Source organism: Agrococcus sp. SCSIO52902 (genome assembly GCF_022983135.1).
GTDB lineage: Bacteria > Actinomycetota > Actinomycetes > Actinomycetales > Microbacteriaceae > Agrococcus > Agrococcus sediminis.
In genome coordinates, this window is sequence record NZ_CP095269.1 from 1,347,407 (window position 1) to 1,370,920 (window position 23,514).

Consider the following 23,514-nt stretch of genomic DNA (forward strand, 5'->3'; position numbering starts at 1 on the left):
CTCGCCGCATGACGGTGACGCTGAGGGGCCTGTCCACTGCCGTGCCGCCCACGCGGCTCGTCCAGACCGAGGTGGCGGAGGTGTTCGGCGCGCAGCCGGGCCTGTCGAGGCTCGGCCAGCGCATCGTCTCGACCTCGTTCGGCGTCTCGGGCATCGACCACCGCTACACGGTCGTCGACGAGCTGACGCTCTCGGGCGACGGGCCCGAGGAGCCCGCGTTCTTCGACCGCAGCACCGGCCTCCTGCTCGACCCCGGCACGCGGCTGCGCAACGACCGCTACGCCGAGCACGCGAGCCGCCTCTACGTCGAGGCCGGCGGCGCGGCGCTCGCGGCGGTGCCCGACCTCGAGGCCGCCGACGTCACGCACGTCATCACCGTCTCGTGCACCGGCTTCTACGCGCCGGGGCCGGACTTCGTGCTCGCGCGCGACCTGGGCCTGCCGGCGGGCGTGCAGCGCTACCACCTGGGCTTCATGGGCTGCTACGCGGCGATGCCGGCGCTGCGGCTCGCGGCGCAGCTGTGCGAGGCCGCCGCGTCGGCGGTCGTGCTCGTCGTGAGCGTCGAGCTCTGCACGCTGCACCTGCGCACCTCCAACGACCCCGACACGATCGTCGCGACGTCGCTCTTCGGCGACGGCGCGGGCGCGGGCGTCGTGACAGCGCGGCCCACGGCCGAGGGCGAGCGCGCGCTGCGGCTCGACGCGTTCGCGACCCGCACGACGCCGCAGGGCGAGGGCGACATGGCCTGGCGGATCGGCGACCACGGCTTCGAGATGGTGCTCTCGAACGCGGTGCCGTCGCTCATCGGCGAGCACATCGTCGGCGCGATCGAGCCGCTGCTGTCGCAGGAGGAGGCGCTCGGCGCCGCGCTCGGCGAGGGCCGCGCGGGCGACGCGGTCGAGCACTGGGCCATCCACCCCGGCGGGCGCAGCATCCTCGACAAGGTCGAGTCGACGCTGCGGCTGTCCGAGGCGCAGCTCGTGCCGGCGCGCGAGACCCTGCGCGACTTCGGCAACATGTCGAGCGCCACCGTGCTGTTCGTGCTCGACCGGATCCTGCGCTCGGACGCCGCCGACGGCGAGCGCGTCGCGGCGATGGCGTTCGGCCCCGGCCTCACGGTCGAGTCGGCGCTGCTCACCGTCCAGGGATGAGCGTGCCGCGCTGGGCGCTGCGCGATCGCGACCCGGATGCGCGCGAGGCGATGGACGACCCGGGCTGCGACCCAGAGGTGCTCGCGCGCACCTACGCGAGGTTCGACCTCGTCAACGCGGCGGTGTCGGGCCGCGGGGCGCTCTACCGCCGCTGGATCCGGCCGCGGCTGCGCGCAGGACGGCACGTGCGGCTCCTCGACGTCGGCACGGGCGGCGCCGACCTGCCGCGCCGGCTGCTGCGCTGGGCGGCGCGCGACGGCGGCGGGCTGCGGGTGGTGGCGATCGATCCGGATGCGCGCGCGATGGCCTACGCGCGCGGGCTGGACCCCGTGCCCGGTCTCGAGCTGCGCCAGGCGACGACGGGCGACCTGGTCGCCAAGGGCGAGCGCTTCGACGTCGTCGTGTCGAACCACGTGCTGCACCACCTGTCGCCCGCCGAGCTCGGCGCGGTGCTCGCCGACTCCGAGCGGCTGACGGCGCCGGGCGGCGTCGCCGTCCACGGCGACATCGCCCGCTCGCCGCTCGCGTACGCGGCCTTCGCCGCCGCCACCTGGCCGCTGCAGCCGACGCTCCTGCGCGGCACGCTCATCCGCCCCGACGGCCTCGCCTCGATCCGCCGCAGCAGCACGCCCGCCGAGCTCGCGGCCGCGGCGCCGCCCGGGTGGAGCGTGCGGCGCGGCCTGCCGTCGCGGCTCGAGCTCGTGCGGGAGGCCCCGTGAGCGCCCGCCACGACGTCGCGGTCGTCGGAGCGGGCGCCGTCGGCCTGCACCTCGCGTGCCTCCTGGCGCAGCGGGGGCTCGACGTCGTCGTGCTCGAGCGGCGCACCGAGCCGTCGGCGGCGTCGCGCGCGTTCGGCATCCACCCGCCGGGGCTCGCGGCCCTCGACGCGGCGGGCGTCGGCGACGTCGTGCGCGCGGAGTCGGCCGCCATCACCGCGGGCGCGGCGCTCCGCGGCGGGCGGGAGCTCGCGCGGCTGCGCTTCGACGAGGCGCCGATCCGCGCGCTGCCGCAGCACCGCACCGAGGCGCTGCTGCGCGAGCGGCTCGCGGCGCTCGCGCCCGAGGCGCTGCGCACCGGCGCGAGCGTGGTGGCGCTGACGCAGCGGGCGGACGCCGTCGGGCTCGGGATCGAGGGGAGCGCCCCGGTCGAGGCGCGCTGGGCGGTGGGCGCCGATGGCGTGCGCAGCGGGGTGCGGGCGATGCTCGGCGTGCGCTGGCGGCTCCGCCACGGCTGGGGCGCGTACGCGATGGTCGACGTCGACGAGCCGGAGGGCGCCGGCGCTCGCCCGGATGCGCAGCACGGCGAGGCGCACCTGCACCTCGAGCCGGGCGGCATCGTCGAGTCGTTCCCGCTCCCGGGCGGCCGGCGGCGCTGGGTGGTGCGGCTGCGGGAGCCGGAGCCCGGCATCGGCCTCGCTCGGTTCCAGCGCCTCCTCGACGAGCGGCTCGTCGACCCGCCGCGGCTGCCCGCAGGCGCGGAGCCGAGCGCGTTCGTGGCGCGCCAGCACCTCGCGGAGCGCGCGGCGGTCGGGCGCGCGGCGCTCGTCGGCGACGCGGCGCACGAGGTGAGCCCGATCGGCGGCCAGGGCATGAGCCTCGGCTGGCTCGACGCGCTGGCCCTCGACGCGGCGCTCGCCCGGGCGCTCGCCGACGAGCGGCGCGGCGCCGAGGCCCTCGCGGCCTACGCCCTCGCGCGCGGCGAGGCGGCGAAGCGCGCGATGCGCCGCGCCGCCTGGAACATGGCGATGGGCTCGCCCGCGAGCGGCACGGAGCTCGCGGCGCGGATGCTGCTCGTGAGGGCGCTCGCGCTGCCGCCGGGGCGGGCAGCCGTGGCGCGCGCGTTCACGATGCGGGGGCTCTGAGCGCCAGGCCCGCGAGCGCCTCGAGGATCCCGAGCGCCACGAGCCGCACGGTGCGCCCGTCGGGGGCGTCGGCGGATGCGTCGACCTCGGTGAAGTCGATCGACGTCACCTCGGGCGCGGCCGCGAGGGCGCGCACGAGCTGCCGCAGCTGCCAGGCGCTGAGCCCCCCGGGGGTGGAGGCGGGGCAGCCGGGCGCGACGGCGCGGTCGCAGGCGTCGACGTCGACGTCGACGTGCACCGGCCCGCCCGCGGCCGCGGCGATCGCGACGGCGCGAGCGGCGATCTCGTGCATCGGCGCCGCCTCGCACGCGTCACGGGGGATCACCGTGATGCCCGCCGCCTCGGCCCGCTCGGCGTAGGCCGCGGAGTTTGCGAAGTCCTGGATCCCGATCTGCACGACCCGGCGCCCGTCGAGGCCCGCCTCGAGCAGCCGGCGCACGGGAGAGCCGTTGCTGCGGCCGTCGCGCAGGTCGTGGTGCGCGTCGATCGTGATGAGGCCGGCGGAGCCGACGGATGCGCCCCAGGCGCCGAGGGCGGCGGGCACGGTCGCGGCGTTGTCGCCGCCGATCGCGAGCACGAGCCGCGCGCGGGCCGCGGCCCCCGCGACGAGCGCCGCAGCGCCTGCCTCGTCGCCGTCGGGGTCGGCCGCGTCGCCGGCGTCGGCGATCCGCAGCCCCGCGAGCGGCGCCGCCGCGGCGTGCGGCGAGTAGCGGCGCAGCGCCTCGCGCACCGCGGGCGGCGTCGAGTGCGCGGCGGTGGGGCTCAGCGACGTCGCGTGGGTCCCGAGCCCGACGAGCACCGCGTCGACGGCCCCCTCGGCCTCGGCGAGCTGCGGCCATCCGCCCGCGCGGGGCCAGCTGGGATCGTGGGGGAGCGCCATGCCGCGAGCGTAGCGATCGGGCCGGAGCACTGGCGCGATCGCCGCGGGTGTGGTTCGGTGGTGGGCACGCCGCGATCCGCGCGACGGGACAGGAGGCATGCATGGGCATCGATGACTTCGTGAACAAGGCGAAGGACGCGCTCGACAACGAGCAGGGCGAGCAGCACAGCGACCAGGGCATCCAGGCCGCCGGCGACGGCTTCGACCGGCTCTCGGGCGGGCGCTTCGCCGAGCACACCGACGGCGTGCAGGAGCACGCCGACGGCTTCCTCGGCCAGTCCGACGCAGACGCTGCCGGAGCGCAGCCGCAGCACGACGAGCCGCGCCAGTAGCGCGGGAACACCGAGGGGCGGGGAGCGATCCCCGCCCCTCCGCCGTGCGTGGGAGGATGGCGGCGCGGCCGGCCGCAGCCGCGGAACGACGCGGCAGAAGGCGCGACACGCCCGGGTTGCACGGACATCCTGATCCGTGCGAGAATCGACAGGTTGCAAACGCGGCGTCTCACGCCGCTCACTGCCCTGGCAGTGCACAGGACGATCACGATCCTGGGCCGCGGGCAGCCGACAAGAACTTCGCCGAAGCCGAGCGCGGCATGACCGTGCTCAGCGGCGGTGCGCGCCCTCCGGGGCATTGACAGAAGAACAGCGGTGCACTGACAGGTGTGTTGCGAGCAGTCCGAGCGGCTGCGTCGACAGGAAAGAGAGTCAGCCATGGCGGGACAGAAGATCCGCATCCGACTGAAGTCGTACGACCACGAGGTCATCGACTCGTCGGCGCGCAAGATCGTCGACACCGTGACCCGAGCGGGCGCGACGGTGGTGGGCCCTGTGCCGCTGCCGACGGAGAAGAACGTGGTCGTGGTGATCCGTTCTCCTCACAAGTACAAGGACAGCCGCGAGCACTTCGAGAAGCGCACGCACAAGCGACTCATCGACATCATCGATCCGACGCCCAAGGCCGTCGACTCGCTCATGCGCCTCGACCTGCCCGCTGACGTCAACATCGAGATCAAGCTCTAAGGAACGCCATGTCGAAGATCACGACGACTCGCGGCCTGCTCGGCAAGAAGCTCGGGATGACCCAGGTGTGGGATGAGCAGAACAAGCTCGTCCCCGTCACGGTGCTCGAGATCACGCCGAACGTGGTCACGCAGATCCGCACGCACGAGAAGGACGGCTACGCGGCCATCCAGATCGCTGCCGGCCAGGTCGACCCGCGCAAGGTCAACAAGCCCGCCGCCGGCCACTTCGACGCCGCCGGCGTCACCCCCCGCCGCCACCTCGCAGAGGTGCGCACCGACAACGCCGGCGAGTACGAGCTCGGCCAGGAGCTGGCCGTCGACCTGTTCGCCGCAGGCCAGAAGGTCGACGTCGTCGGCACCTCCAAGGGCAAGGGCTTCGCCGGTGTCATGAAGCGCCACAACTTCGCCGGCGTCTCCGCCTCGCACGGTGCCCACCGCAACCACCGCAAGCCGGGCTCCATCGGTGCCTCGTCCACGCCCAGCCGCGTCTTCCGCGGCATGCGCATGGCCGGCCGCATGGGTGGCGAGCGCGTGTCGGTGCTGAACCTCACGGTCCACTCGATCGACGTCGAGCAGGGCCTCATGCTCGTCAAGGGCGCCGTCCCCGGTGCCCGCGGCCGACTCGTCTTCGTCCGCAACGCTGTGAAGGGAGCCTGAGCATGACCGCACAGGTCGCCATCGTCGACGCGAAGGGCAAGCAGGCAGGCTCGGTCGAGCTGCCCGCCAGCATCTTCGACGTCCAGACGAACGTTCCGCTGATCCACCAGGTCGTGGTCGCGCAGCTCGCTGCCGCACGCCAGGGCACGCACTCGACCAAGGGTCGCGGCGAGGTCTCCGGCGCCGGCCGCAAGCCCTTCAAGCAGAAGGGCACCGGCCGCGCGCGCCAGGGCTCGATCCGCGCGCCCCAGATGACCGGCGGTGGCATCGTCCACGGCCCGACGCCGCGCGACTACTCGCAGCGCACCCCCAAGAAGATGATCGCCGCGGCCCTGCTGGGCTCGCTGTCCGACCGCGCTCGCGGCGGCCGCCTGCACGTCGTCGAGACCTTCGGCTCCGCCGAGGCCCCGAAGACGCGCGCAGCCGTCGAGATGCTCGCCGCGCTCGGCGTCGTCAAGAACGTGCTCATCGTGCTCGACCGCTCCGAGGAGACCGCGTTCCTCTCGGTGCGCAACCTCACCGAGGTGCACGTCCTGTCGTGGGACCAGCTCAACGCCTACGACGTGCTCGTGAGCGACGACATCGTCTTCTCGAAGACCGCCTACGAGGCGTTCGTCGCCGCGAAGACGAAGGGCGAGGCCGTCGTGGCCGCCGCTCCCGTCGAGCAGCCGGCGACGGCCGACGAGGCCGCCCCTGCCGCTGAGGCAGAGGTCGCCGAGGGCGACTTCGGCGCCGACTCGGCCGCACCGCTGGCCGACGGCTCCGCCCCCGAGGGCTTCCCGATCAAGGGCAACGCGAACTCGATGAAGTTCCACCGCCCCGAGGGTCGCTGGTTCGAGCAGACCGAGGCCGAGGTGTGGTTCCGCACTGCCGAGGCCGCTGAGGCCGCTGGCTTCGTCGAGGCCGGCAAGGGCTCGAAGGCCGCTGCGGCAGACAAGGACGAGAACTGATGAGCGGTTACAACAAGGACCCTCGCGACATCATCATCCGCCCGATCGTGTCCGAGAAGAGCTACGCGCTCATCGACATGGGCAGCTACACCTTCGAGGTCGACCCGCGCGCCTCGAAGACCGAGATCAAGCTCGCGATCGAGAAGATCTTCGGCGTCAAGGTGGAGCGCGTCAACACCCTCAACCGCGTCGGCAAGACGCGCCGCACCCGCTTCGGCATCGGCAAGCGCAAGGACACCAAGCGCGCGATCGTGAAGCTGAAGTCCGGCTCGATCGACATCTTCACGGCTGTCGGCTGAGGACGGAAGGAACAAGCACATGGCAATCCGCAAGTACAAGCCGACGACCCCCGGTCGTCGCGGCTCCTCCGTCGCAGACTTCGCTGAGATCACCCGGTCGACGCCCGAGAAGTCGCTGCTGCGCCCGCTCCCCAAGACGGGTGGCCGCAACAACGCCGGTCGCATCACGACCCGCCACATCGGCGGCGGCCACAAGCGCCAGTACCGCGTCATCGACTTCCGTCGCAACGACAAGGACGGCGTCAACGCCCGCGTCGCGCACATCGAGTACGACCCCAACCGCACGGCGCGCATCGCGCTGCTGCACTTCGAGGACGGCACGAAGCGCTACATCCTGGCCCCCAACAAGCTCGGCCAGGGCGACATCGTCGAGTCGGGCGCAGGCGCCGACATCAAGCCGGGCAACAACCTGCCGCTGCGCAACATCCCGACGGGAACGGTCGTCCACGCGATCGAGCTCCGTCCGGGCGGCGGCGCCAAGCTGGCCCGCTCGGCCGGCGCATCGGTCCGCCTCGTCGCCAAGGACGGCCCCTACGCGCAGCTCCGCCTGCCGTCGGGCGAGATCCGCAACGTCGACGCCCGCTGCCGCGCCACGATCGGCGAGGTCGGCAACGCCGAGCAGTCGAACATCAACTGGGGCAAGGCCGGCCGCAAGCGCTGGCTCGGCGTCCGTCCGACCGTCCGCGGTGTCGCGATGAACCCGGTCGACCACCCGCACGGTGGTGGCGAGGGCAAGACGAGCGGTGGCCGCCACCCCGTCAGCCCGTGGGGTCAGGCCGAGGGCCGCACCCGCCGGCCGAACAAGCCGAGCGACAAGCTCATCGTCCGCCGCCGCCCGACCGGCAAGAAGAAGCGCTAGTAGGAGAGTCCGATGCCCCGCAGCCTCAAGAAGGGTCCGTTCGTCGACGACCACCTCCTCACCAAGGTGGTTCGCCAGAACGAGGCCGGCAGCAAGAACGTCATCAAGACGTGGTCGCGCCGCTCGATGATCGTCCCGGCCATGCTCGGCCACACGATCGCCGTGCACGACGGCCGCAAGCACATCCCGGTCTTCGTCACCGAGACGATGGTCGGCCACAAGCTGGGCGAGTTCGCGCCCACCCGCACCTTCCGCGGTCACGTGAAGGACGACAAGAAGGGTCGTCGCCGCTAAGCGCGGCGACGGAAGGAGAAGGCAATGGTTGAGTCGATCGCTCGCGTTCGTCACATCCGCGTGACCCCTCAGAAGGCCCGCCGCGTCGTCGACATGATCCGCGGCAAGCAGGCCGAGGAGGCCCTCGCGATCCTGAAGTTCGCCCCGCAGGGCGCCTCGGAGCCGGTCTACAAGCTCGTCGCCTCGGCGATGGCGAACGCCCGGGTCAAGGCCGACGCGACGAACGAGTTCCTCGACGACGCCGACCTGTACGTGTCGCGCGCATTCGTCGACGAGGGCACCACGCTCAAGCGGTTCCAGCCGCGTGCACAGGGTCGCGCGTTCCGCATCAACAAGCGGACGAGCCACATCACCGTCGTGCTCGCGACGCCGACCACGGAGGACGAGAAGTAATGGGACAGAAGGTCAACCCGTACGGCTTCCGCCTCGGCATCACCACCGACCACGTGTCGCGCTGGTTCGCCGAGTCGACGAAGCCGGGGCAGCGCTACGCCGACTACGTGGCCGAGGACGTGCGCATCCGCAGGATGCTCGCGACGAGCCTCGACCGCGCCGGCGTCGCGCGCATCGAGATCGAGCGCACCCGCGACCGCGTCCGCGTCGACATCCACACCGCCCGTCCGGGCATCGTGATCGGTCGCCGCGGCGCCGAGGCCGAGCGCATCCGCGCCGACCTCGAGAAGCTCACCGGCAAGCAGATCCAGCTGAACATCCTCGAGGTCAAGAACCCCGAGGCCTCGGCTCAGCTCGTCGCGCAGGGCATCGCCGAGCAGCTCAGCGCCCGCGTGGCATTCCGCCGCGCGATGCGCAAGGGCCTGCAGTCGGCGCAGCGCGCCGGTGCCAAGGGCGTCAAGATCAAGGTCTCGGGCCGCCTCGGCGGCGCCGAGATGAGCCGCAGCGAGTCGTACCGCGAGGGTCGTGTGCCCCTGCACACGCTCCGGTCGAACATCGACTACGGCTTCTACGAGGCCCGCACCACCTTCGGCCGCATCGGCGTGAAGGTCTGGATCTACAACGGTGAGCTCACCAACCGCGAGCTGGCTCGCGAGCAGGCGAACCAGAAGCCGCAGCGCGAGCGTCGGGGCCCCCGTCGCGACGCGCCGGCAGCAGCAGGAGTCGAGGCGTAATCATGCTCATTCCCCGTCGAGTCAAGCACCGCAAGCAGCACCACCCGAAGCGCCGCGGTCAGGCCACCGGTGGCACGAAGGTCAGCTTCGGCGAGTTCGGCATCCAGGCGCTCACGCCTGCGTATGTCACGAACCGCCAGATCGAGGCCGCTCGTATCGCCATGACGCGCCACATCAAGCGCGGCGGCAAGGTGTGGATCAACATCTACCCCGACCGTCCGCTCACGAAGAAGCCCGCCGAGACCCGCATGGGCTCCGGCAAGGGCTCGCCCGAGTGGTGGGTCGCGAACGTCAAGCCGGGCCGCGTCCTGTTCGAGGTCGCCGGCGTCAACGAGGAGCTCGCACGCGAGGCGATGATGCGAGCCATTCACAAGCTGCCGCTCAAGGCACGCATCATCAAGCGCGAGGAGGCTGACGCATAATGGCGATCGGTTCCAAGGAGCTCCTGCCCGCCGAGCTCGCCAGCATGGACGACGAGCGTCTCGTCGTCGAGCTGAAGCGGGCCAAGGAGGAGCTGTTCAACCTGCGGTTCCAGTCGGCCACCGGCCAGCTGGACTCGCACGGCCGCCTGCGCGCCGTCAAGCGCGACATCGCGCGGCTGTACACCGTGATCCGCGAGCGCGAGCTCGGCATCAGCGCCTCCCCGGCGCCGGTCGAGAAGGCTGCGGACAAGAAGAAGTCGAAGAAGGCCGACGAGGCCGCGAAGGCCACTGAGGCCCAGGCTTCTGAGGACCAGAAGGCTGAGGACAACTGATGGCTACCACTGAGCAGCCCAAGGACGAGACCGTCCAGCGCGGCTACCGCAAGTCGCGCATCGGCTACGTCGTCTCCGACAAGATGGAGAAGACCGTCGTCGTCGAGGTCGAGGACCGCGTCAAGCACCCCCTCTACGGCAAGGTCCTGCGCAAGTCCTCGAAGGTCAAGGCGCACGACGAGCAGAACGCCGCCGGCATCGGCGACCGCGTCCTGATCGCAGAGACCCGCCCGACGAGCGCCACCAAGCGCTGGCGCCTCGTCGAGATCCTCGAGAAGGCCAAGTAGGCCTCGGCCTCGAAGGAGATCCAGACATGATCCAGCAGGAATCCCGCGTCAAGGTCGCCGACAACACCGGCGCCAAGCAGCTCCTGACCATCCGCGTCCTCGGCGGCTCCGGCCGTCGGTACGCGGGCCTCGGCGACACCATCGTCGCCACGGTCAAGGACGCCATCCCCGGCGGTGCCGTCAAGAAGGGCGATGTGGTCAAGGCCGTCATCGTCCGCACCGTGAAGTCCACCCGCCGTCCCGACGGCTCGTACATCAAGTTCGACGAGAACGCAGCGGTCATCCTGAAGAACGACGGAGACCCCCGCGGCACGCGCATCTTCGGCCCCGTCGGTCGCGAGCTCCGCGACAAGCGCTTCATGAAGATCGTCTCGCTCGCACCGGAGGTGATCTGACCCATGGCCAGCATCAAGAAGGGCGACCTCGTGCAGGTCATCGCCGGCGCGCGCGAGTCGCGCGGCGGCGACCGGGGGAAGACCGGTCGCGTGATCGAGGTCCTGCCCGAGCAGAACCGCGTGATCGTCGAGGGCGTCAACCTCGTCACCAAGCACATCAAGGTCGGCCAGACCAACCGCGGCACCCGCACGGGCGGCATCGAGACCCACGAGGCCCCGATCCACGTGTCGAACGTCGCGCTGATCGACCCCGAGACCAAGAAGCCCACCCGCGTCCGCCGCGAGGTCAAGACCGTCGAGAAGAACGGCGTCACGACCACGACGAAGGTCCGCGTCGCGAGCAAGTCGGGCAAGGAGATCAAGAGCAATGACTGACACCGCTGTGCGCCTGCCCCGGCTCAAGCAGCAGTACCGCGAGACGATCGTGCCGCAGCTCCGCGAGGACTTCGGCTACGGCAACGTCATGCAGGTGCCGGGCCTGACCAAGATCGTCGTCAACACCGGCGTCGGCGAGGCCGCGCGCGACTCGAAGGTGATCGAGGGCGCGATCCGCGACCTCACGCAGATCACCGGACAGAAGCCGATGGTGACCGCCGCACGCAAGTCGATCGCGCAGTTCAAGCTGCGCGACGGCATGCCGATCGGTGCGCACGTGACGCTCCGCGGCGACCGCATGTGGGAGTTCCTCGACCGTCTGCTGACGCTCGCGCTGCCCCGCATCCGCGACTTCCGCGGCCTGAGCCCGAAGCAGTTCGACGGCAACGGCAACTACACGTTCGGCCTCCAGGAGCAGTCCGTGTTCCACGAGATCGACCAGGACAAGATCGACCGCGTCCGCGGGTTCGACATCACCGTCGTCACGACGGCGAAGTCGGACGACGAGGGTCGCGCGCTGCTCAAGGCGCTCGGCTTCCCCTTCCAGTCCTGACCCCATCGGCGCCGCCGGCGCCGAGCAGCTTCAAGGTCGCTGTCCGCGGAACGGGCAGCGAAACCAGAACGGAGAACCACCCATGACGATGACCGATCCGGTCGCCGACATGCTGACGCGTCTGCGCAACGCCAACACGGCGATGCACGACGAGGTCACGCTGCCGTCGTCGACCCTGAAGGCGAGCATCGCCGAGATCCTCGAGCGCGAGGGCTTCATCTCGGCCTGGAAGGTCGAGGACGCACGCGTCGGCAAGACGCTGACCCTCAGCCTGAAGTACGGCCCCAACCGCGAGCGCGCGATCGTCGGCCTCAAGCGCGTGTCGAAGCCCGGCCTCCGGGTGTACGCACGCTCGGCCGAGATCCCTCAGGTCCACGGCGGCCTCGGCGTCGCCATCCTGTCCACGAGCTCGGGCCTCCTCACGGACCGTGAGGCCGAGCAGAAGGGCGTCGGCGGGGAAGTCCTCGCCTACGTGTGGTGAGCTGACATGTCACGAATCGGACGTCTTCCCATCGACATCCCCTCGGGTGTCGACATCACGGTGCACGGCGACGTCGTCACCGTCAAGGGCCCCAAGGGCGAGCTCCAGGTCCCGATCGCCAAGCCGATCCAGGTCGAGGTGGCCGACGGCCAGATCCAGGTCACGCGCCCGGACGACGAGCGCGAGTCGCGCTCGCTGCACGGCCTGACCCGCACGCTGATCGCCAACGACATCCTCGGCGTCACGGAGGGCTACTCCAAGTCGCTCGAGGTCGTCGGCACCGGCTACCGCGTGGCGGCGAAGGGCACGGGCATCGAGTTCGCGCTCGGCTACTCGCACCCGATCAGCGTCGAGCCGCCCGCCGGCATCACGTTCACGGTCGAGGGCAACAACAAGGTCACCGTCAGCGGCATCTCGAAGCAGGCCGTCGGCGAGGTGGCCGCGAACCTCCGCAAGCTGCGCAAGCCGGAGCCCTACAAGGGCAAGGGCGTCCGCTACGCGGGCGAGCAGATCCGCCGCAAGGCTGGAAAGGCTGGTAAGTGATGGGCATCGGTACCCGAGGCAAGAGCAAGTCGGCTGCCCGCGGTCGTCGCCACGCACGCCTCCGCAAGAAGATCGTCGGCACCGCGTCGGTGCCGCGCCTGGTCGTCACCCGCTCGGCACGCCACGTGTTCGTGCAGGTCGTCGACGACTCGAAGGGCGTCACCGTGGCGTCCGCATCCACGATGGAGGCTGACCTCCGCGGCTTCGACGGCGACAAGACCGCCAAGGCGAAGCGCGTCGGCGAGCTCGTCGCGGAGCGCGCCAAGGCGGCCGGCATCGAGTCGGTCGTGTTCGACCGCGGCGGCAACCGCTACGCCGGTCGCGTCGCCGCGATCGCCGACGGCGCACGAGAGGCAGGGCTGGGACTGTGAGCGAAGAGAACAAGGACACGCAGGTGACGGACACCACGCAGCAGGCTGCGCCCGCTGAGGCCGGCCAGGGCGGCGACCACCGCGACGAGCCTCGCGAGCAGCGCCGCGGCAGCCGCGACCGCGGCACGCGCGGCGAGCGCGGGCGTCGTGACGACCGCGGCACGGAGAACCAGTTCCTCGAGCGCGTCGTGACGATCAACCGCGTCTCGAAGGTCGTCAAGGGCGGCCGCCGCTTCAGCTTCACGGCGCTCGTCGTCGTGGGCGACGGCGACGGCATGGTCGGCGTCGGCTACGGCAAGGCCCGCGAGGTCCCCACGGCCATCTCGAAGGGCGTCGAGGAGGCGAAGAAGAACTTCTTCCGCGTCCCCCGCATCGCCAAGACGATCCCGCACCCGGTGCAGGGCGAGGCCGCTGCCGGCGTCGTGCTGCTCCGTCCCGCTGCCGCCGGTACCGGTGTCATCGCGGGCGGCCCCGTGCGCGCCGTCCTCGAGTGCGCCGGCATCCACGACGTCCTGAGCAAGTCGCTCGGCTCGTCGAACTCCATCAACATCGTCCACGCGACGGTGGCAGCGCTGCGCCAGCTCGAGGAGCCCCGCGCAGTGGCCGCCCGTCGCGGCCTCGATGTCGACCGCGTCGTGCCGGAGCGCCTGCTCCGCGCCGAGGCGGAGCACACCAAGCACGAGGCTGAGATCGCGAAGGCGGCATCCAAGTGAGCAAGCTGAAGATCACGCAGATCAAGTCCGTGATCAGCGAGAAGCAGTACCAGCGCGAGACGCTGCGCTCGCTGGGCCTCAAGCGCATCGGCCAGTCGGTCGAGCGCGAGGACAACGAGCAGAACCGCGGTTACGTCAACACGGTCCGGCACCTCGTCAAGGTCGAGGAGATCCAGAATGACTGAGAAGAACGAGTCGGCCGAGCTGCCGTCGCTCAAGGTGCACCACCTCCGGCCCGCGCCGGGCGCGAAGACCGCCCGCACGCGCGTCGGTCGCGGTGAGGCGTCGAAGGGCAAGACGGCCGGTCGAGGCACGAAGGGCACGAAGGCCCGCTACTCGGTGCGTCCCGGCTTCGAGGGCGGCCAGCTGAACAGCGTCATGCGCGCTCCGAAGCTGCGCGGCTTCAAGAACCCGTTCCGCACGGAGTACCAGGTCGTCAACGTCGGCCAGCTGCAGGCCCTGTTCCCGAACGGGGGCGACGTCACCGTCGCCGACCTGGTCGCCAAGGGCGCCGTCCGCAAGAACGAGCTCGTCAAGGTGCTCGCCGGCGGCGAGCTGACGGTCGCGCTGACCGTCGCCGTCGACAAGGTCTCGGCAGCTGCTGAGCAGAAGATCGTGGCCGCAGGCGGCTCGGTCAAGTAAGTAGGCTGAGGGGCGGTCCGTGCGCGGGCCGCCCCACTTGCCATTCTCGGAAGGCTGCACGTGTTCAGTGCCATCGCACGCATCTTCAGGACGCGCGACCTGCGTCGGAAGATCCTCTTCACGCTCGCCATCGTGGCGGTGTTCCGGCTCGGGTCGTTCATCCCCGCGCCGTTCGTCGACTACGGCAACGTGCAGGAGTGCATCGCAGCGAACCAGACGGCCACCGGGCTCTACCAGCTGGTGAACCTGTTCTCCGGCGGCGCCCTGCTGCAGCTGAGCATCTTCGCGCTGGGCATCATGCCCTACATCACCGCGGCGATCATCGTGCAGCTGCTCCGCGTGGTGATCCCGCACTTCGAGGCGCTCTACAAGGAGGGCCAGTCGGGGCAGGCGAAGCTCACGCAGTACACGCGCTACCTCACGATCGCGCTCGGCGTGCTGCAGTCGACGACCCTCATCACCGTCGCGCGCTCCGGCGCGCTGTTCTCGGCCACCGGCGGCCCCGCGCTGCCGCAGTGCCAGAACCTGCTGACGAACGACTCGTGGTGGGCCATCTCGCTCATGATCCTCACCATGACGGCCGGCACCGGCCTCATCATGTGGCTCGGCGAGCTCATCACCGAGCGCGGCGTCGGCAACGGCATGTCGCTCCTCATCTTCACGTCGATCGCCGCGACGTTCCCCGGCGCCCTCGGCATCATCCTCGAGACGCAGGGCTTCAACACCTTCGTCATGGTGCTGCTCGTCGGCGTGCTCATCATGGGCCTCGTGGTCTTCGTCGAGCAGTCCCAGCGGCGCATCCCCGTCCAGTACGCGAAGCGCATGGTCGGCAGGCGGATGTACGGCGGCCAGTCCACCTACATCCCGATCAAGGTGAACATGGCCGGCGTCGTGCCCGTCATCTTCGCCTCGTCGCTGCTGTACCTGCCCGCGCTCGTCGCGCAGTTCAACATGCCCGCCGACGGCTCCGCGCCGGCCGACTGGGTGCTGTGGGTGCAGGCCAACTTCACGACCGGCGACCACCCGCTCTACATGCTGGTGTTCTTCCTGCTGATCGTCGGCTTCACCTACTTCTACGTCGCCATCACCTTCAACCCGGAGGACGTGGCCGACAACATGAAGAAGTACGGCGGCTTCATCCCGGGCATCCGAGCGGGACGGCCGACCGCCGAGTACCTCGACTACGTGCTCACCCGCATCACGTTCCCCGGATCGATCTACCTGGGCCTGATCGCGCTCATCCCGCTGATCGCGCTCGCCACGGTCGGCGCCAACCAGAACTTCCCGTTCGGCGGCGCCTCGATCCTCATCATCGTCGGCGTCGGCCTCGAGACGGTCCGCCAGATCGACGCGCAGCTGCAGCAGCGCCACTACGAAGGGCTCATCCGCTAGATGCCGAACCTCCTCATCGTCGGCCCGCCCGGTGCGGGCAAGGGCACGCAGGCTGCCAGGATCGCGACCGCGCTCGGCGTGCCCGCGGTGTCGACCGGAGACATCTTCCGGCAGAACATCAAGGAGCAGACCGAGCTCGGCCAGCGCGTGACGGCGATCCTCGACGCGGGGGACTACGTGCCCGACGAGCTCACGAACGAGCTCGTCGACGACCGGCTCGCGCAGGACGACGCCGCCGAGGGCTACCTGCTCGACGGCTACCCGCGCACGGCGGGGCAGGTGGAGTTCCTCGACGGCGTGAACCTGCGCCGCGGCGAGCAGCTCGACGCGGTGATCCGGCTCGTCGCCGACACCGAGGAGGTCGTCCGACGCCTGCTCGCGCGCGCCGAGCAGCAGGGCCGCAGCGACGACACCGAGGCGGTCATCCGCCGCCGGCTCGAGGTCTACGAGCGAGAGACCGCGCCGCTGATCGCGATCTTCGGCGACCGCGACCTCGTGGTGGAGGTCGACGGCATCGGCGCCGTCGACGAGGTGACCGACCGCATCCTCGCCGGCCTGGCCGAGCGCGGCATCCGCGCCTGATGCGCGGGCGCGGGCCCTACAAGTCGCGGCGCGAGCTCGCCGGCATGCGCGAGCCGGGCCGCATCACCGCGCTCGCCCTCGAGGCGGTGGAGGCGGCGATCGCCCCGGGCGTCACGACGCTCGAGCTCGACGCGATCGCCGAGCGCGTGATCCGCGAGCACGGCGCGGTGCCGAACTTCCAGCTCGAGCCCGGCTACGAGCACACGCTCTGCGTCAACGTCAACGACGTCGTCGTGCACGGCATCCCCGACGGCGCGCCGCTGCAGCCCGGCGACCTCATCACCGTCGACTGCGGCGCGACGATCGGCGGCTTCCACGGCGACGCCGCCATCTCGGTCGTCGTGCCCGGCGGCGACCCCGAGACCGCGGCCGCGCGGCAGCGGCTGAGCGACGTCACGCGCGGCGCGCTCTGGGCTGGCGTCGCCGCGCTCGCCGGCGCGAAGCAGCTCGGCGAGGTCGGCATCGCGATCGAGGAGCACATCGAGGCGCACAGCGACTACGGCATCAGCGAGGACTACATCGGCCACGGCATCGGCGCGAGCATGCACGAGGACCCGCCGGTGTTCAACTACCGCACCCGCGTCATGGGGCCGGCTGTGAAGCCGGGCCTGTGCGTGGCGATCGAGCCCATCATCCACGCCGGCAGCATCGAGACCACGGTCGACGACGACGGCTGGAGCGTGCGCAGCGCCGACGGCGCCGACGCGTGCCAGTGGGAGCACTCCGTCGCGGTCCATTCGGGCGGCATCTGGGTGCTCACGGCGCTCGACGGCGGCGCCGCGGGCCTCGCCCCGTTCGGCATCGTGCCGACCCCCATCCCCGACCGCTGAGGCCCCCGCCGGCTCCCGGGAGCCGGTGGTAGCGTGACTGCACCCGGGCCGGTCGCGGCCCCGTCGCGGAGGAGCAGCATGGCCGAGCGCACCGTCACCGTCGAGTCGTCGCACGGGCTGCACGCCCGGCCCGCCTCCCTCTTCGCGCAGGCCGCAGGGCGCGCATCCTCGCCCGTCACGGTCACGAAGGGCGACAAGCAGGTCAACGCCGCGAGCATCCTGTCGGTGATCTCGCTCGGCGTGAGCAAGGGCGACACCGTCACGATCACGACCGACGACGAGGCCGCGCTCGACGAGCTCGAGCAGCTGCTCGCCACCGACCACGACGCCTGATCCCCTTCACAGCACGGAGTCGACGATGACCACCACCGCACCCGCCGGACAGAGGGGCGGGGCGCGCGTCGCCGTCCAGAGGTTCGGCACCTTCCTGTCCGGCATGATCATGCCGAACATCCCGGCGCTCATCGCCTGGGGCATCCTGACCGCGCTCTTCATCCCGGTCGGGCCCCTCCCGAACGAGAGCCTCGCGAGCATCGTCGGCCCGACGATCCACTACCTGCTGCCCATCCTCATCGCCGGCACCGGCGGCCGGATGGTCTACGGCACGCGCGGCGCGGTGGTCGGCGCCTTCGCGGTCATGGGCGCGATCGCCGGCTCCGACTGGCTCATCGCCCAGTTCAACGCCGCGCAGCCCGAGGGCAGCGGCGAGCTCGGCCAGGTGCACATGTTCATCGGCGCGATGATCCTCGGCCCGCTCTCGGCCTGGGTCATGCAGCAGCTCGACAAGCTGTGGGACGGCAAGGTCAAGGCCGGCTTCGAGATGCTCGTCAACATGTTCTCGGCCGGCATCGTCGCGTTCGCGATGGGCCTCGTCGGCTTCTACGTCGTCGCGCCGGTCGTGAACTGGATCATGTCGGTCGTCGGCGGCGCCGTCGGCTGGCTCGTCGAGACGGGCCTGCTGCCGATCGCCTCGCTGCTCATCGAGCCGGCGAAGGTCTTCTTCCTCAACAACGCCATCAACCACGGCGTGCTCACGCCGCTCGGCACCACCGAGGTGGCCGCCGACGGCAGCTCGATCCTCTTCCTCCTCGAGGCCAACCCCGGTCCGGGCCTCGGCCTGCTGCTGGCGTTCTCGGTCTTCGGCGTCGGCGCCGCGCGCGCCACCGCCCCCGGTGCCGCCATCATCCAGTTCCTGGGCGGCATCCACGAGGTCTACTTCCCCTACGCGCTCATGAAGCCGATCCTCATCGCCGCGCTCGTGCTCGGCGGCGCCTCGGGCGTCGCGACGAACATGCTGCTCGGCACGGGCCTCGCCGGTCCCGCGGCGCCCGGCAGCATCTTCGCCGTCGGCGCGCAGGCGCTGCTCGTCGGGGGCGGCAACCTCGTCGGCGTGCTGCTGTCGGTCGTGATCGCGGCCGCGGTGACCTTCGCCGTCGCCGCCGTCATCCTGCGCGCGAGCCGCAAGCGCGACCTGGAACGCGAGGCCGCCGGCGACGACGCGCTCGGCGCCGCGGTCGCGCAGACGCAGGCCAACAAGGGCAAGCCGTCCGAGGCGCTGTCGGGCCTCACGGCCGCGGGCGCAGCGGGCGCCGCGACCGCCACCGCGACCGACCGCACCGCACCCTCGGACGCGCACGAGCCCATCCACCGCATCGTCTTCGCCTGCGACGCGGGCATGGGGTCGAGCGCGATGGGCGCGAGCGTGCTGCGCAGCAAGTTCAAGAAGGCGGGCCTCGAGGACGTCGACGTGAAGAACGTCGCGATCGCCAACCTCGACGGCGGCGAGGATCTCATCATCACGCACCAGGACCTCACCGCCCGCGCGCAGCAGCGCAACCCGCACGCGACGCACGTGTCGGTCGAGAACTTCATGAACAGCCCGAAGTACGACGACGTCGTCAGGCTCGTCGCCGAAGCCAACGCCACCGACTGAGGAGTCCCATGCCCGTCCTGTCCGTCGATCAGATCACCACCAGCCCTCGCGCCACCACGAAGGACGAGGCGATCCAGGAGGCGGCCGACATGCTCGTCGCCGCCGGGGCCGTGACGCCCGACTACGCCGAGGCGATGCGCGAGCGCGAGCGGAGCGTCTCGACCTACATGGGCAACCTCCTGGCCATCCCGCACGGCACGAACGAGTCGAAGGACGCGATCCTCGACTCCGCGCTGTCGGTCGCGCGCTACGAGACGCCGCTCGACTGGGACGGCAACCCCGTGCGGTTCGTCGTCGGCATCGCCGGCAAGGACGGCGGGCACCTCGAGATCCTGTCGAAGATCGCGGTGGTGTTCGCCGACGAGGACGAGGTGGCCAAGCTCGAGGCGGCGCCCGACGCGGCGGCGATCCTCGAGCTGCTCGGCGACGTCAACGAGTGATGCGCGCCGTCCACTTCGGGGCCGGCAACATCGGCCGCGGCTTCGTCGGGCTGATCCTGCACCGCGCCGGCTACGAGGTGGCGTTCGTCGACGTCAACGCCGAGCTCATCGCGATGCTCCAGGCGGCGGATGCGTACCAGGTGCGCGAGGTCGGGCCCGAGGCTCGCGTGCACACGGTCACGGGCTTCACCGGCATCGACTCGAGGGCCGACCCCGACGCGGCCGCGCGGGCGGTCGCCGAGGCCGACGTCGTCACGTGCGCGGTCGGGCCGAACGCGATGCGCTTCATCGCGCCGGTGATCCGCGCGGGGCTCGCGCTCCGCTCCGGCGCCCCGGTGACGGTGATGGCGTGCGAGAACGCGATCGGCGCCTCCGACACGCTCCGCGAGCACGTGCTCGAGGGCGCGCCCGAGCTCGCAGACCGAGCGATCTTCGCGAACACGGCCGTCGACCGCATCATCCCGCCGCAGGACCCGCACGGGCTCGACGTGGTCGTCGAGGACTTCTTCGAGTGGTCGATCGACCGGCGGCCGTTCGCGGGCCGCGAGCCGAGCATCCCCGACGCCCACTTCGTCGACGACCTCGCGCCCTTCATCGAGCGCAAGCTCTTCACCGTCAACACCGGGCACGCGACCACCGCCTACGCGGGGTGGATGCGCGGCATCCCGACCATCGCCGAGGCGCTCGAGCACCCCGAGATCCGGCACGCGGTCGAGGCGGCGCTCGCCGACACGTCGCGGCTGCTGGTCGCGAGGTTCGGCTTCGACGCCGCGCAGCACGGCGCGTACGTCGAGCGCGCGCTCGCGCGGTTCGAGAACCCGGCGCTGCCCGACACGTGCGAGCGCATCGGCCGGCAGCCGCTGCGCAAGCTCTCGCGCCACGAGCGGTTCGTGGAGCCCGCGGCGCAGCTGCTCGAGCGGGGCGAGCCGGCCGACGCGCTCGTCGCGGCGATCGGCACGGCGCTGCGCTTCGACGCGCCCGGCGACGAGGAGGCGGTCGAGCTGCAGCGGCTGCTCGCCGAGCTCGAGCCGGCGGCCCTCGTCGCGCAGGTGATGGGCATCGAGGCGGGGCACCCGCTCGCGCCGCAGCTCGTGGCCGCGGTCGCCGAGGCGCAGGCGCGCTGAGGGGGCGCCGGCCGGCAGGCTCGCACCGCTCGGTCGCGCTGCCCGGTCGCCCTGGCCGGGCGCTCCCGGCCGCCGCTAGCGTGAGGCCATGAGCCTCGTCGCGCTGCTGCGCAGCTACCCGCTCGTGGCGGCGACGCTCGTCGTCGCAGCCGCGGGGGGCCTGCTCGCGCTCACGCCCGCGGCGTGGCTCGTGCCGTGGGTCGTCGGCGGCTGGGCGGCCGCGATGGCGGCGCGCGCGGCCGTCGGCATGGTGCGCGACCTGCTCGCCGGGCACGCCGGCATCGACCTGCTCGCGATCGTGGCCGTCACGGCGACCGTGCTCGTGGGGGAGCACTGGGCCGCGCTCATCGTCGTGCTCATGCTCACCGGCGGCGAGGCGCTCGAGGACTACGCCGCCCACCGGGCGCGCGCCGACCTGTCGCGGCTGCTCGAGCGCGCCCCGTCGCGGGCGCACATCGAGCGCGAGGGGCGGCTCGACACCGTCGACGTCGGCGAGGTCGCGATCGGCGACGTGCTGGTCGTGAAGCCGAACGAGATCGTGCCGGTCGACGCGGTGCTGCTCGACGTGCCGGCCGAGCTCGACCTGTCGTCGCTCACGGGGGAGTCGCTGCCGGTCGAGGTGGCGGTCGGCGGCGCGGTGCCCTCCGGCGCCGTGAACGGCGCGGCGGCGGTGCGGATGCGCGCCGAGCGCGCCGCCGTCGACAGCCAGTACCAGGCCATCGTGCGGCTCGTCGAGCAGGCGAGCGAGCAGAAGGCGCGCACGGTGCGGCTCGCCGACCGCTACGCGGTGCCCTTCACCGTCGGCGCGCTCGCGATCGCCGGCGCCGCCTGGTGGCTCTCGGGCGACGCCACGCGCTTCGCGGAGGTGCTCGTCGTCGCCACCCCGTGCCCGCTGCTCATCGCGGCACCGGTGGCGTTCATGGCCGGCATGAGCCGCGCCGCCCGCGCGGGCGTGGTCGTGAAGGGCGGCGACGTGCTCGAGCGGCTCGCGCGCGCGCAGACGTTCGTCTTCGACAAGACCGGCACGCTGACCGGCGGCGAGCCGCAGCTCGAGGAGGTGCGCGCCGCCGACCCGTCGCGCACGCTGTCGCTCGCGGCGGCCGCGGAGCGCTACTCGACGCACGCGCTCTCGGGGGCCGTGCTGCGCGCGGCCGAGGCCCGCGCGCTCGCGGTGCCCGACGCATCCGACGCCCGGGAGACGGCGACGAACGGCGTCGAGGCGACGGTCGCGGGGCAGCACGTCGTCGTGGGCAAGCGGGCCTACGTCGAGCGGTTCGCGGGCGCCGTGCCCGAGCAGCGGCTCGAGCCCGGGCAGGTCGCCGTGCACGTGGCGATCGGCGGCGAGGACGGCGGGGCGCTCGTGCTGCGCGACCGGCTGCGGCCGGAGGCGGCCGCGACCGTGGCGGCGCTGCGCGCGGGCGGCGCCGAGCTGCTCATGCTCACCGGCGACGCGCGCGCGACCGCCGAGCACGTCGGGCGCGAGGTCGGCATCGACCGCGTGCAGGCCGACTGCCTGCCCGCCGACAAGGTCGAGGCGGTGCGCGGCGCGACCCGGCGCCCGGTGGTGATGGTCGGCGACGGCATCAACGACGCGCCCGTGCTGGCGGTCGCCGACGTGGGCATCGCGATGGGCGCGCGGGGCGCGACGGCGGCGAGCGACTCGGCGGATGCGGTCGTGCTCGTCGAGGACGTCGGCGCGGTCGAGCGCGTGGCCCGCATCGCGCGCGACACGGTGCGCATCGCGCTCCAGAGCATCTGGCTCGGCATCGCGATCTCGGTCGGGCTGATGGCGGTCGCGGCGCTCGGGCACCTGCCGGCGATCGCGGGCGCGTGGCTGCAGGAGCTCGTCGACCTCATCGCGATCCTCGGGGCGCTGCGCGCCCTCGGGCCGCGCCGTGAGCGGCACCCGGGGCCGGCGGTCGAGCGCCCGGGCGCTCCGGCGGCGAGGTCTGTGAGGATGGAGCCGTGACGATCGGGACGGGGCCGCGATGCTGACGGCAGGGCCGGGATGCTGACGCGCGGCGCGCGCCGCCAGGGGCGCTCGAGCGCGAACCCCCGGCAGCGGCTGCTGCACGGCTGGGACTGGGCGGACGCGGCCATCGAGCTCGAGGAGATCGCGCCCGGCAGCCGCGTGCTCGCGTCGGCGGGCGCGGGCGAGCTCGTCGCGGCGCTCGCGGACGCCGGGCACCGGGTGACCGCGATCGGCGCCAACCGCGAGCAGACCGACTACGCGCGGCGCAGGGTCGCGGGCGGCGCGTTCGAGCCCGGGTCGGCGGAGCGGCTCATGGACGTGGGGCGCGGCATGGTGCGCGCCGCGAGCCCCGCGTGGAGCCGCCGCCGCGTGCGCGCGTTCCTGCAGGAGACCGACCCGATGCGCGCCGAGGCGCACTGGAAGGAGCGGCTCGACAACCGCACGCTCGCCTCGATCCTGAAGACGATGCTCGGCCCGGCCGGGGCGCTGTCGGCCCTCGTGCTGCGCGACTTCGCCACGCCCATCCCACCCCACTTCGACGAGGCGATCCGCGGCCGCATCGCTCGCGCGCTGCGCAAGCACGCGCCCGCCGGCAACCCCTTCGCGTGGCGGCTGCTGCTGGGGGAGGAGCTGCCCGGGCACCGCGCGCCGGCCGTCGACCCGGCGTCGGTCGCGTGGACCGCCGAGCCTGTGCTCGACCACCTCGAGCGGATCGCCCCGGGCACGTACGACGCCATCTCGCTCTCGAACGTCATCGACGGCGCGAACGAGCGGTGGGTGCGCGACCTCCGGAAGGCGGCGCTGCGCGCGGTCGTGCCGGGCGGCCCCGTCATCGCGCGCACCTTCGCGACCACGATGGACGACGAGGCGGCGAAGCGGGCGCGGCGCGACCGCTCGATGCTGTGGGGCGCGATCGTCGTGCAACGCGCTGGAGCGTGAGGCGCGGCGACACGCCCGGCTTGCGCGAGCGGGCACTTCCCGCGTAGAGTCGACCGTTGGTGTCATGCGCGCTCTGCGCGTGCCACTCG

At 72.2% G+C, this 23,514-nt stretch carries 34 protein-coding genes; 33 read left to right on the forward strand and 1 reads right to left on the reverse strand.

What is annotated here, in order from left to right:
• The first annotated feature begins 8 nt into the window (after positions 1-8).
• From MU522_RS06635 to MU522_RS06645, 3 genes are read left to right on the forward strand one after another with little or no spacing between them, the layout of a single operon-like run.
• The gene (locus MU522_RS06635) at positions 9-1,151 is read left to right on the forward strand and encodes a type III polyketide synthase (protein ID WP_246990342.1); all 1,143 of its coding nucleotides are present in this window, start codon (positions 9-11) and stop codon (positions 1,149-1,151) included.
• Positions 1,148-1,870, forward strand: a complete 723-nt coding sequence (locus MU522_RS06640; protein WP_128190616.1) for a methyltransferase domain-containing protein — start codon at positions 1,148-1,150, stop codon at positions 1,868-1,870. The genes MU522_RS06635 and MU522_RS06640 overlap by 4 nt, the downstream gene beginning before the upstream one ends.
• Positions 1,867-3,012, forward strand: coding sequence for an NAD(P)/FAD-dependent oxidoreductase (locus tag MU522_RS06645; RefSeq protein ID WP_246990343.1), 1,146 nt, complete (start codon positions 1,867-1,869; stop codon positions 3,010-3,012). The genes MU522_RS06640 and MU522_RS06645 overlap by 4 nt, the downstream gene beginning before the upstream one ends.
• On the opposite strand, the gene MU522_RS06650 is transcribed toward MU522_RS06645, so the two are convergent.
• On the reverse strand, positions 2,993-3,892 hold the full coding sequence (locus MU522_RS06650) for an arginase family protein (protein ID WP_128189852.1): 900 nt from the start codon (positions 3,890-3,892) through the stop codon (positions 2,993-2,995). The genes MU522_RS06645 and MU522_RS06650 overlap by 20 nt on opposite strands.
• A gap of 101 nt (positions 3,893-3,993) precedes the next feature.
• Here MU522_RS06650 and MU522_RS06655 point away from each other — a divergent pair, with 101 nt between their 5' ends.
• The 30 genes from MU522_RS06655 (at position 3,994) to MU522_RS06800 (ending at position 23,425) form a co-directional block, all read left to right on the forward strand.
• Positions 3,994-4,224, forward strand: a complete 231-nt coding sequence (locus tag MU522_RS06655) for an antitoxin (RefSeq protein WP_128189853.1) — start codon at positions 3,994-3,996, stop codon at positions 4,222-4,224.
• A 378-nt stretch (positions 4,225-4,602) separates the two neighbouring features.
• Positions 4,603-4,911 carry a 30S ribosomal protein S10 gene (gene rpsJ / locus MU522_RS06660; RefSeq protein ID WP_021010896.1) on the forward strand — a complete coding sequence of 103 codons (309 nt, stop codon included), beginning with the start codon at positions 4,603-4,605 and terminating at the stop codon, positions 4,909-4,911.
• A gap of 8 nt (positions 4,912-4,919) precedes the next feature.
• Positions 4,920-5,570 carry a 50S ribosomal protein L3 gene (rplC, locus tag MU522_RS06665; RefSeq protein WP_128189854.1) on the forward strand — a complete coding sequence of 217 codons (651 nt, stop codon included), beginning with the start codon at positions 4,920-4,922 and terminating at the stop codon, positions 5,568-5,570.
• A 2-nt stretch (positions 5,571-5,572) separates the two neighbouring features.
• Complete coding sequence (gene rplD / locus MU522_RS06670) at positions 5,573-6,520, forward strand: 50S ribosomal protein L4 (RefSeq protein WP_128189855.1); 948 nt, start codon at positions 5,573-5,575, stop codon at positions 6,518-6,520.
• Positions 6,520-6,819 (forward strand): 50S ribosomal protein L23, encoded by a 300-nt coding sequence (gene rplW / locus MU522_RS06675; RefSeq protein ID WP_128189856.1) that lies wholly within the window; start codon positions 6,520-6,522, stop codon positions 6,817-6,819. Before rplD ends, rplW begins: the two co-directional genes overlap by 1 nt.
• Before the next feature lie 19 nt (positions 6,820-6,838).
• Complete coding sequence (gene rplB / locus MU522_RS06680) at positions 6,839-7,678, forward strand: 50S ribosomal protein L2 (protein ID WP_128189857.1); 840 nt, start codon at positions 6,839-6,841, stop codon at positions 7,676-7,678.
• 12 nt (positions 7,679-7,690) lie between these two features.
• Positions 7,691-7,972, forward strand: coding sequence for a 30S ribosomal protein S19 (rpsS, locus tag MU522_RS06685; RefSeq protein ID WP_021010891.1), 282 nt, complete (start codon positions 7,691-7,693; stop codon positions 7,970-7,972).
• A 24-nt stretch (positions 7,973-7,996) separates the two neighbouring features.
• A complete protein-coding gene (gene rplV, locus MU522_RS06690) occupies positions 7,997-8,365 on the forward strand; it encodes a 50S ribosomal protein L22 (protein ID WP_123697049.1) in 369 nt (122 codons plus the stop codon).
• A complete protein-coding gene (rpsC, locus tag MU522_RS06695) occupies positions 8,365-9,099 on the forward strand; it encodes a 30S ribosomal protein S3 (RefSeq protein WP_128189858.1) in 735 nt (244 codons plus the stop codon). Before rplV ends, rpsC begins: the two co-directional genes overlap by 1 nt.
• Before the next feature lie 2 nt (positions 9,100-9,101).
• Positions 9,102-9,521, forward strand: a complete 420-nt coding sequence (rplP, locus tag MU522_RS06700) for a 50S ribosomal protein L16 (protein WP_128189859.1) — start codon at positions 9,102-9,104, stop codon at positions 9,519-9,521.
• The gene (rpmC, locus tag MU522_RS06705) at positions 9,521-9,853 is read left to right on the forward strand and encodes a 50S ribosomal protein L29 (RefSeq protein ID WP_246990344.1); all 333 of its coding nucleotides are present in this window, start codon (positions 9,521-9,523) and stop codon (positions 9,851-9,853) included. The genes rplP and rpmC overlap by 1 nt, the downstream gene beginning before the upstream one ends.
• Positions 9,853-10,140, forward strand: coding sequence for a 30S ribosomal protein S17 (gene rpsQ / locus MU522_RS06710; RefSeq protein ID WP_128189861.1), 288 nt, complete (start codon positions 9,853-9,855; stop codon positions 10,138-10,140). The genes rpmC and rpsQ overlap by 1 nt, the downstream gene beginning before the upstream one ends.
• A gap of 26 nt (positions 10,141-10,166) precedes the next feature.
• Entirely contained in the window at positions 10,167-10,535 is a 369-nt protein-coding gene (gene rplN / locus MU522_RS06715; protein ID WP_123697054.1) for a 50S ribosomal protein L14, read from the forward strand.
• Between the two features lie 3 nt (positions 10,536-10,538).
• Complete coding sequence (gene rplX, locus MU522_RS06720; RefSeq protein ID WP_128189862.1) at positions 10,539-10,910, forward strand: 50S ribosomal protein L24; 372 nt, start codon at positions 10,539-10,541, stop codon at positions 10,908-10,910.
• Complete coding sequence (gene rplE / locus MU522_RS06725) at positions 10,903-11,463, forward strand: 50S ribosomal protein L5 (protein WP_128189863.1); 561 nt, start codon at positions 10,903-10,905, stop codon at positions 11,461-11,463. Before rplX ends, rplE begins: the two co-directional genes overlap by 8 nt.
• A gap of 82 nt (positions 11,464-11,545) precedes the next feature.
• Positions 11,546-11,944 (forward strand): 30S ribosomal protein S8, encoded by a 399-nt coding sequence (gene rpsH, locus MU522_RS06730; RefSeq protein ID WP_128189864.1) that lies wholly within the window; start codon positions 11,546-11,548, stop codon positions 11,942-11,944.
• 6 nt (positions 11,945-11,950) lie between these two features.
• A complete protein-coding gene (gene rplF, locus MU522_RS06735; RefSeq protein WP_128189865.1) occupies positions 11,951-12,487 on the forward strand; it encodes a 50S ribosomal protein L6 in 537 nt (178 codons plus the stop codon).
• Positions 12,487-12,858, forward strand: coding sequence for a 50S ribosomal protein L18 (rplR, locus tag MU522_RS06740; protein WP_128189875.1), 372 nt, complete (start codon positions 12,487-12,489; stop codon positions 12,856-12,858). Before rplF ends, rplR begins: the two co-directional genes overlap by 1 nt.
• Positions 12,855-13,571 (forward strand): 30S ribosomal protein S5, encoded by a 717-nt coding sequence (gene rpsE, locus MU522_RS06745; RefSeq protein ID WP_225792692.1) that lies wholly within the window; start codon positions 12,855-12,857, stop codon positions 13,569-13,571. The genes rplR and rpsE overlap by 4 nt, the downstream gene beginning before the upstream one ends.
• Positions 13,568-13,756 (forward strand): 50S ribosomal protein L30, encoded by a 189-nt coding sequence (rpmD, locus tag MU522_RS06750; protein ID WP_021010879.1) that lies wholly within the window; start codon positions 13,568-13,570, stop codon positions 13,754-13,756. Before rpsE ends, rpmD begins: the two co-directional genes overlap by 4 nt.
• Positions 13,749-14,213: a 50S ribosomal protein L15 gene (gene rplO / locus MU522_RS06755; protein WP_128189866.1), complete on the forward strand. Its 465-nt coding sequence runs from the start codon at positions 13,749-13,751 to the stop codon at positions 14,211-14,213. The genes rpmD and rplO overlap by 8 nt, the downstream gene beginning before the upstream one ends.
• A gap of 60 nt (positions 14,214-14,273) precedes the next feature.
• A complete protein-coding gene (gene secY, locus MU522_RS06760) occupies positions 14,274-15,605 on the forward strand; it encodes a preprotein translocase subunit SecY (protein WP_128189867.1) in 1,332 nt (443 codons plus the stop codon).
• Positions 15,606-16,187 carry an adenylate kinase gene (locus tag MU522_RS06765; RefSeq protein WP_128189868.1) on the forward strand — a complete coding sequence of 194 codons (582 nt, stop codon included), beginning with the start codon at positions 15,606-15,608 and terminating at the stop codon, positions 16,185-16,187.
• The gene (map, locus tag MU522_RS06770) at positions 16,187-17,017 is read left to right on the forward strand and encodes a type I methionyl aminopeptidase (protein WP_246990345.1); all 831 of its coding nucleotides are present in this window, start codon (positions 16,187-16,189) and stop codon (positions 17,015-17,017) included. Before MU522_RS06765 ends, map begins: the two co-directional genes overlap by 1 nt.
• Positions 17,018-17,095: 78 nt before the next feature.
• On the forward strand, positions 17,096-17,350 hold the full coding sequence (locus MU522_RS06775) for an HPr family phosphocarrier protein (protein WP_246990346.1): 255 nt from the start codon (positions 17,096-17,098) through the stop codon (positions 17,348-17,350).
• 103 nt (positions 17,351-17,453) lie between these two features.
• Entirely contained in the window at positions 17,454-18,950 is a 1,497-nt protein-coding gene (locus tag MU522_RS06780) for a PTS mannitol transporter subunit IICB (RefSeq protein WP_246990347.1), read from the forward strand.
• A gap of 8 nt (positions 18,951-18,958) precedes the next feature.
• Complete coding sequence (locus tag MU522_RS06785) at positions 18,959-19,390, forward strand: PTS sugar transporter subunit IIA (RefSeq protein WP_128189872.1); 432 nt, start codon at positions 18,959-18,961, stop codon at positions 19,388-19,390.
• Entirely contained in the window at positions 19,390-20,514 is a 1,125-nt protein-coding gene (locus MU522_RS06790; RefSeq protein ID WP_246990348.1) for a mannitol-1-phosphate 5-dehydrogenase, read from the forward strand. Before MU522_RS06785 ends, MU522_RS06790 begins: the two co-directional genes overlap by 1 nt.
• Positions 20,515-20,602: 88 nt before the next feature.
• Positions 20,603-22,483 (forward strand): heavy metal translocating P-type ATPase, encoded by a 1,881-nt coding sequence (locus tag MU522_RS06795; RefSeq protein WP_246990349.1) that lies wholly within the window; start codon positions 20,603-20,605, stop codon positions 22,481-22,483.
• A 39-nt stretch (positions 22,484-22,522) separates the two neighbouring features.
• A complete protein-coding gene (locus MU522_RS06800) occupies positions 22,523-23,425 on the forward strand; it encodes a hypothetical protein (RefSeq protein ID WP_246990350.1) in 903 nt (300 codons plus the stop codon).
• The last annotated feature ends 89 nt before the right edge of the window (positions 23,426-23,514 follow it).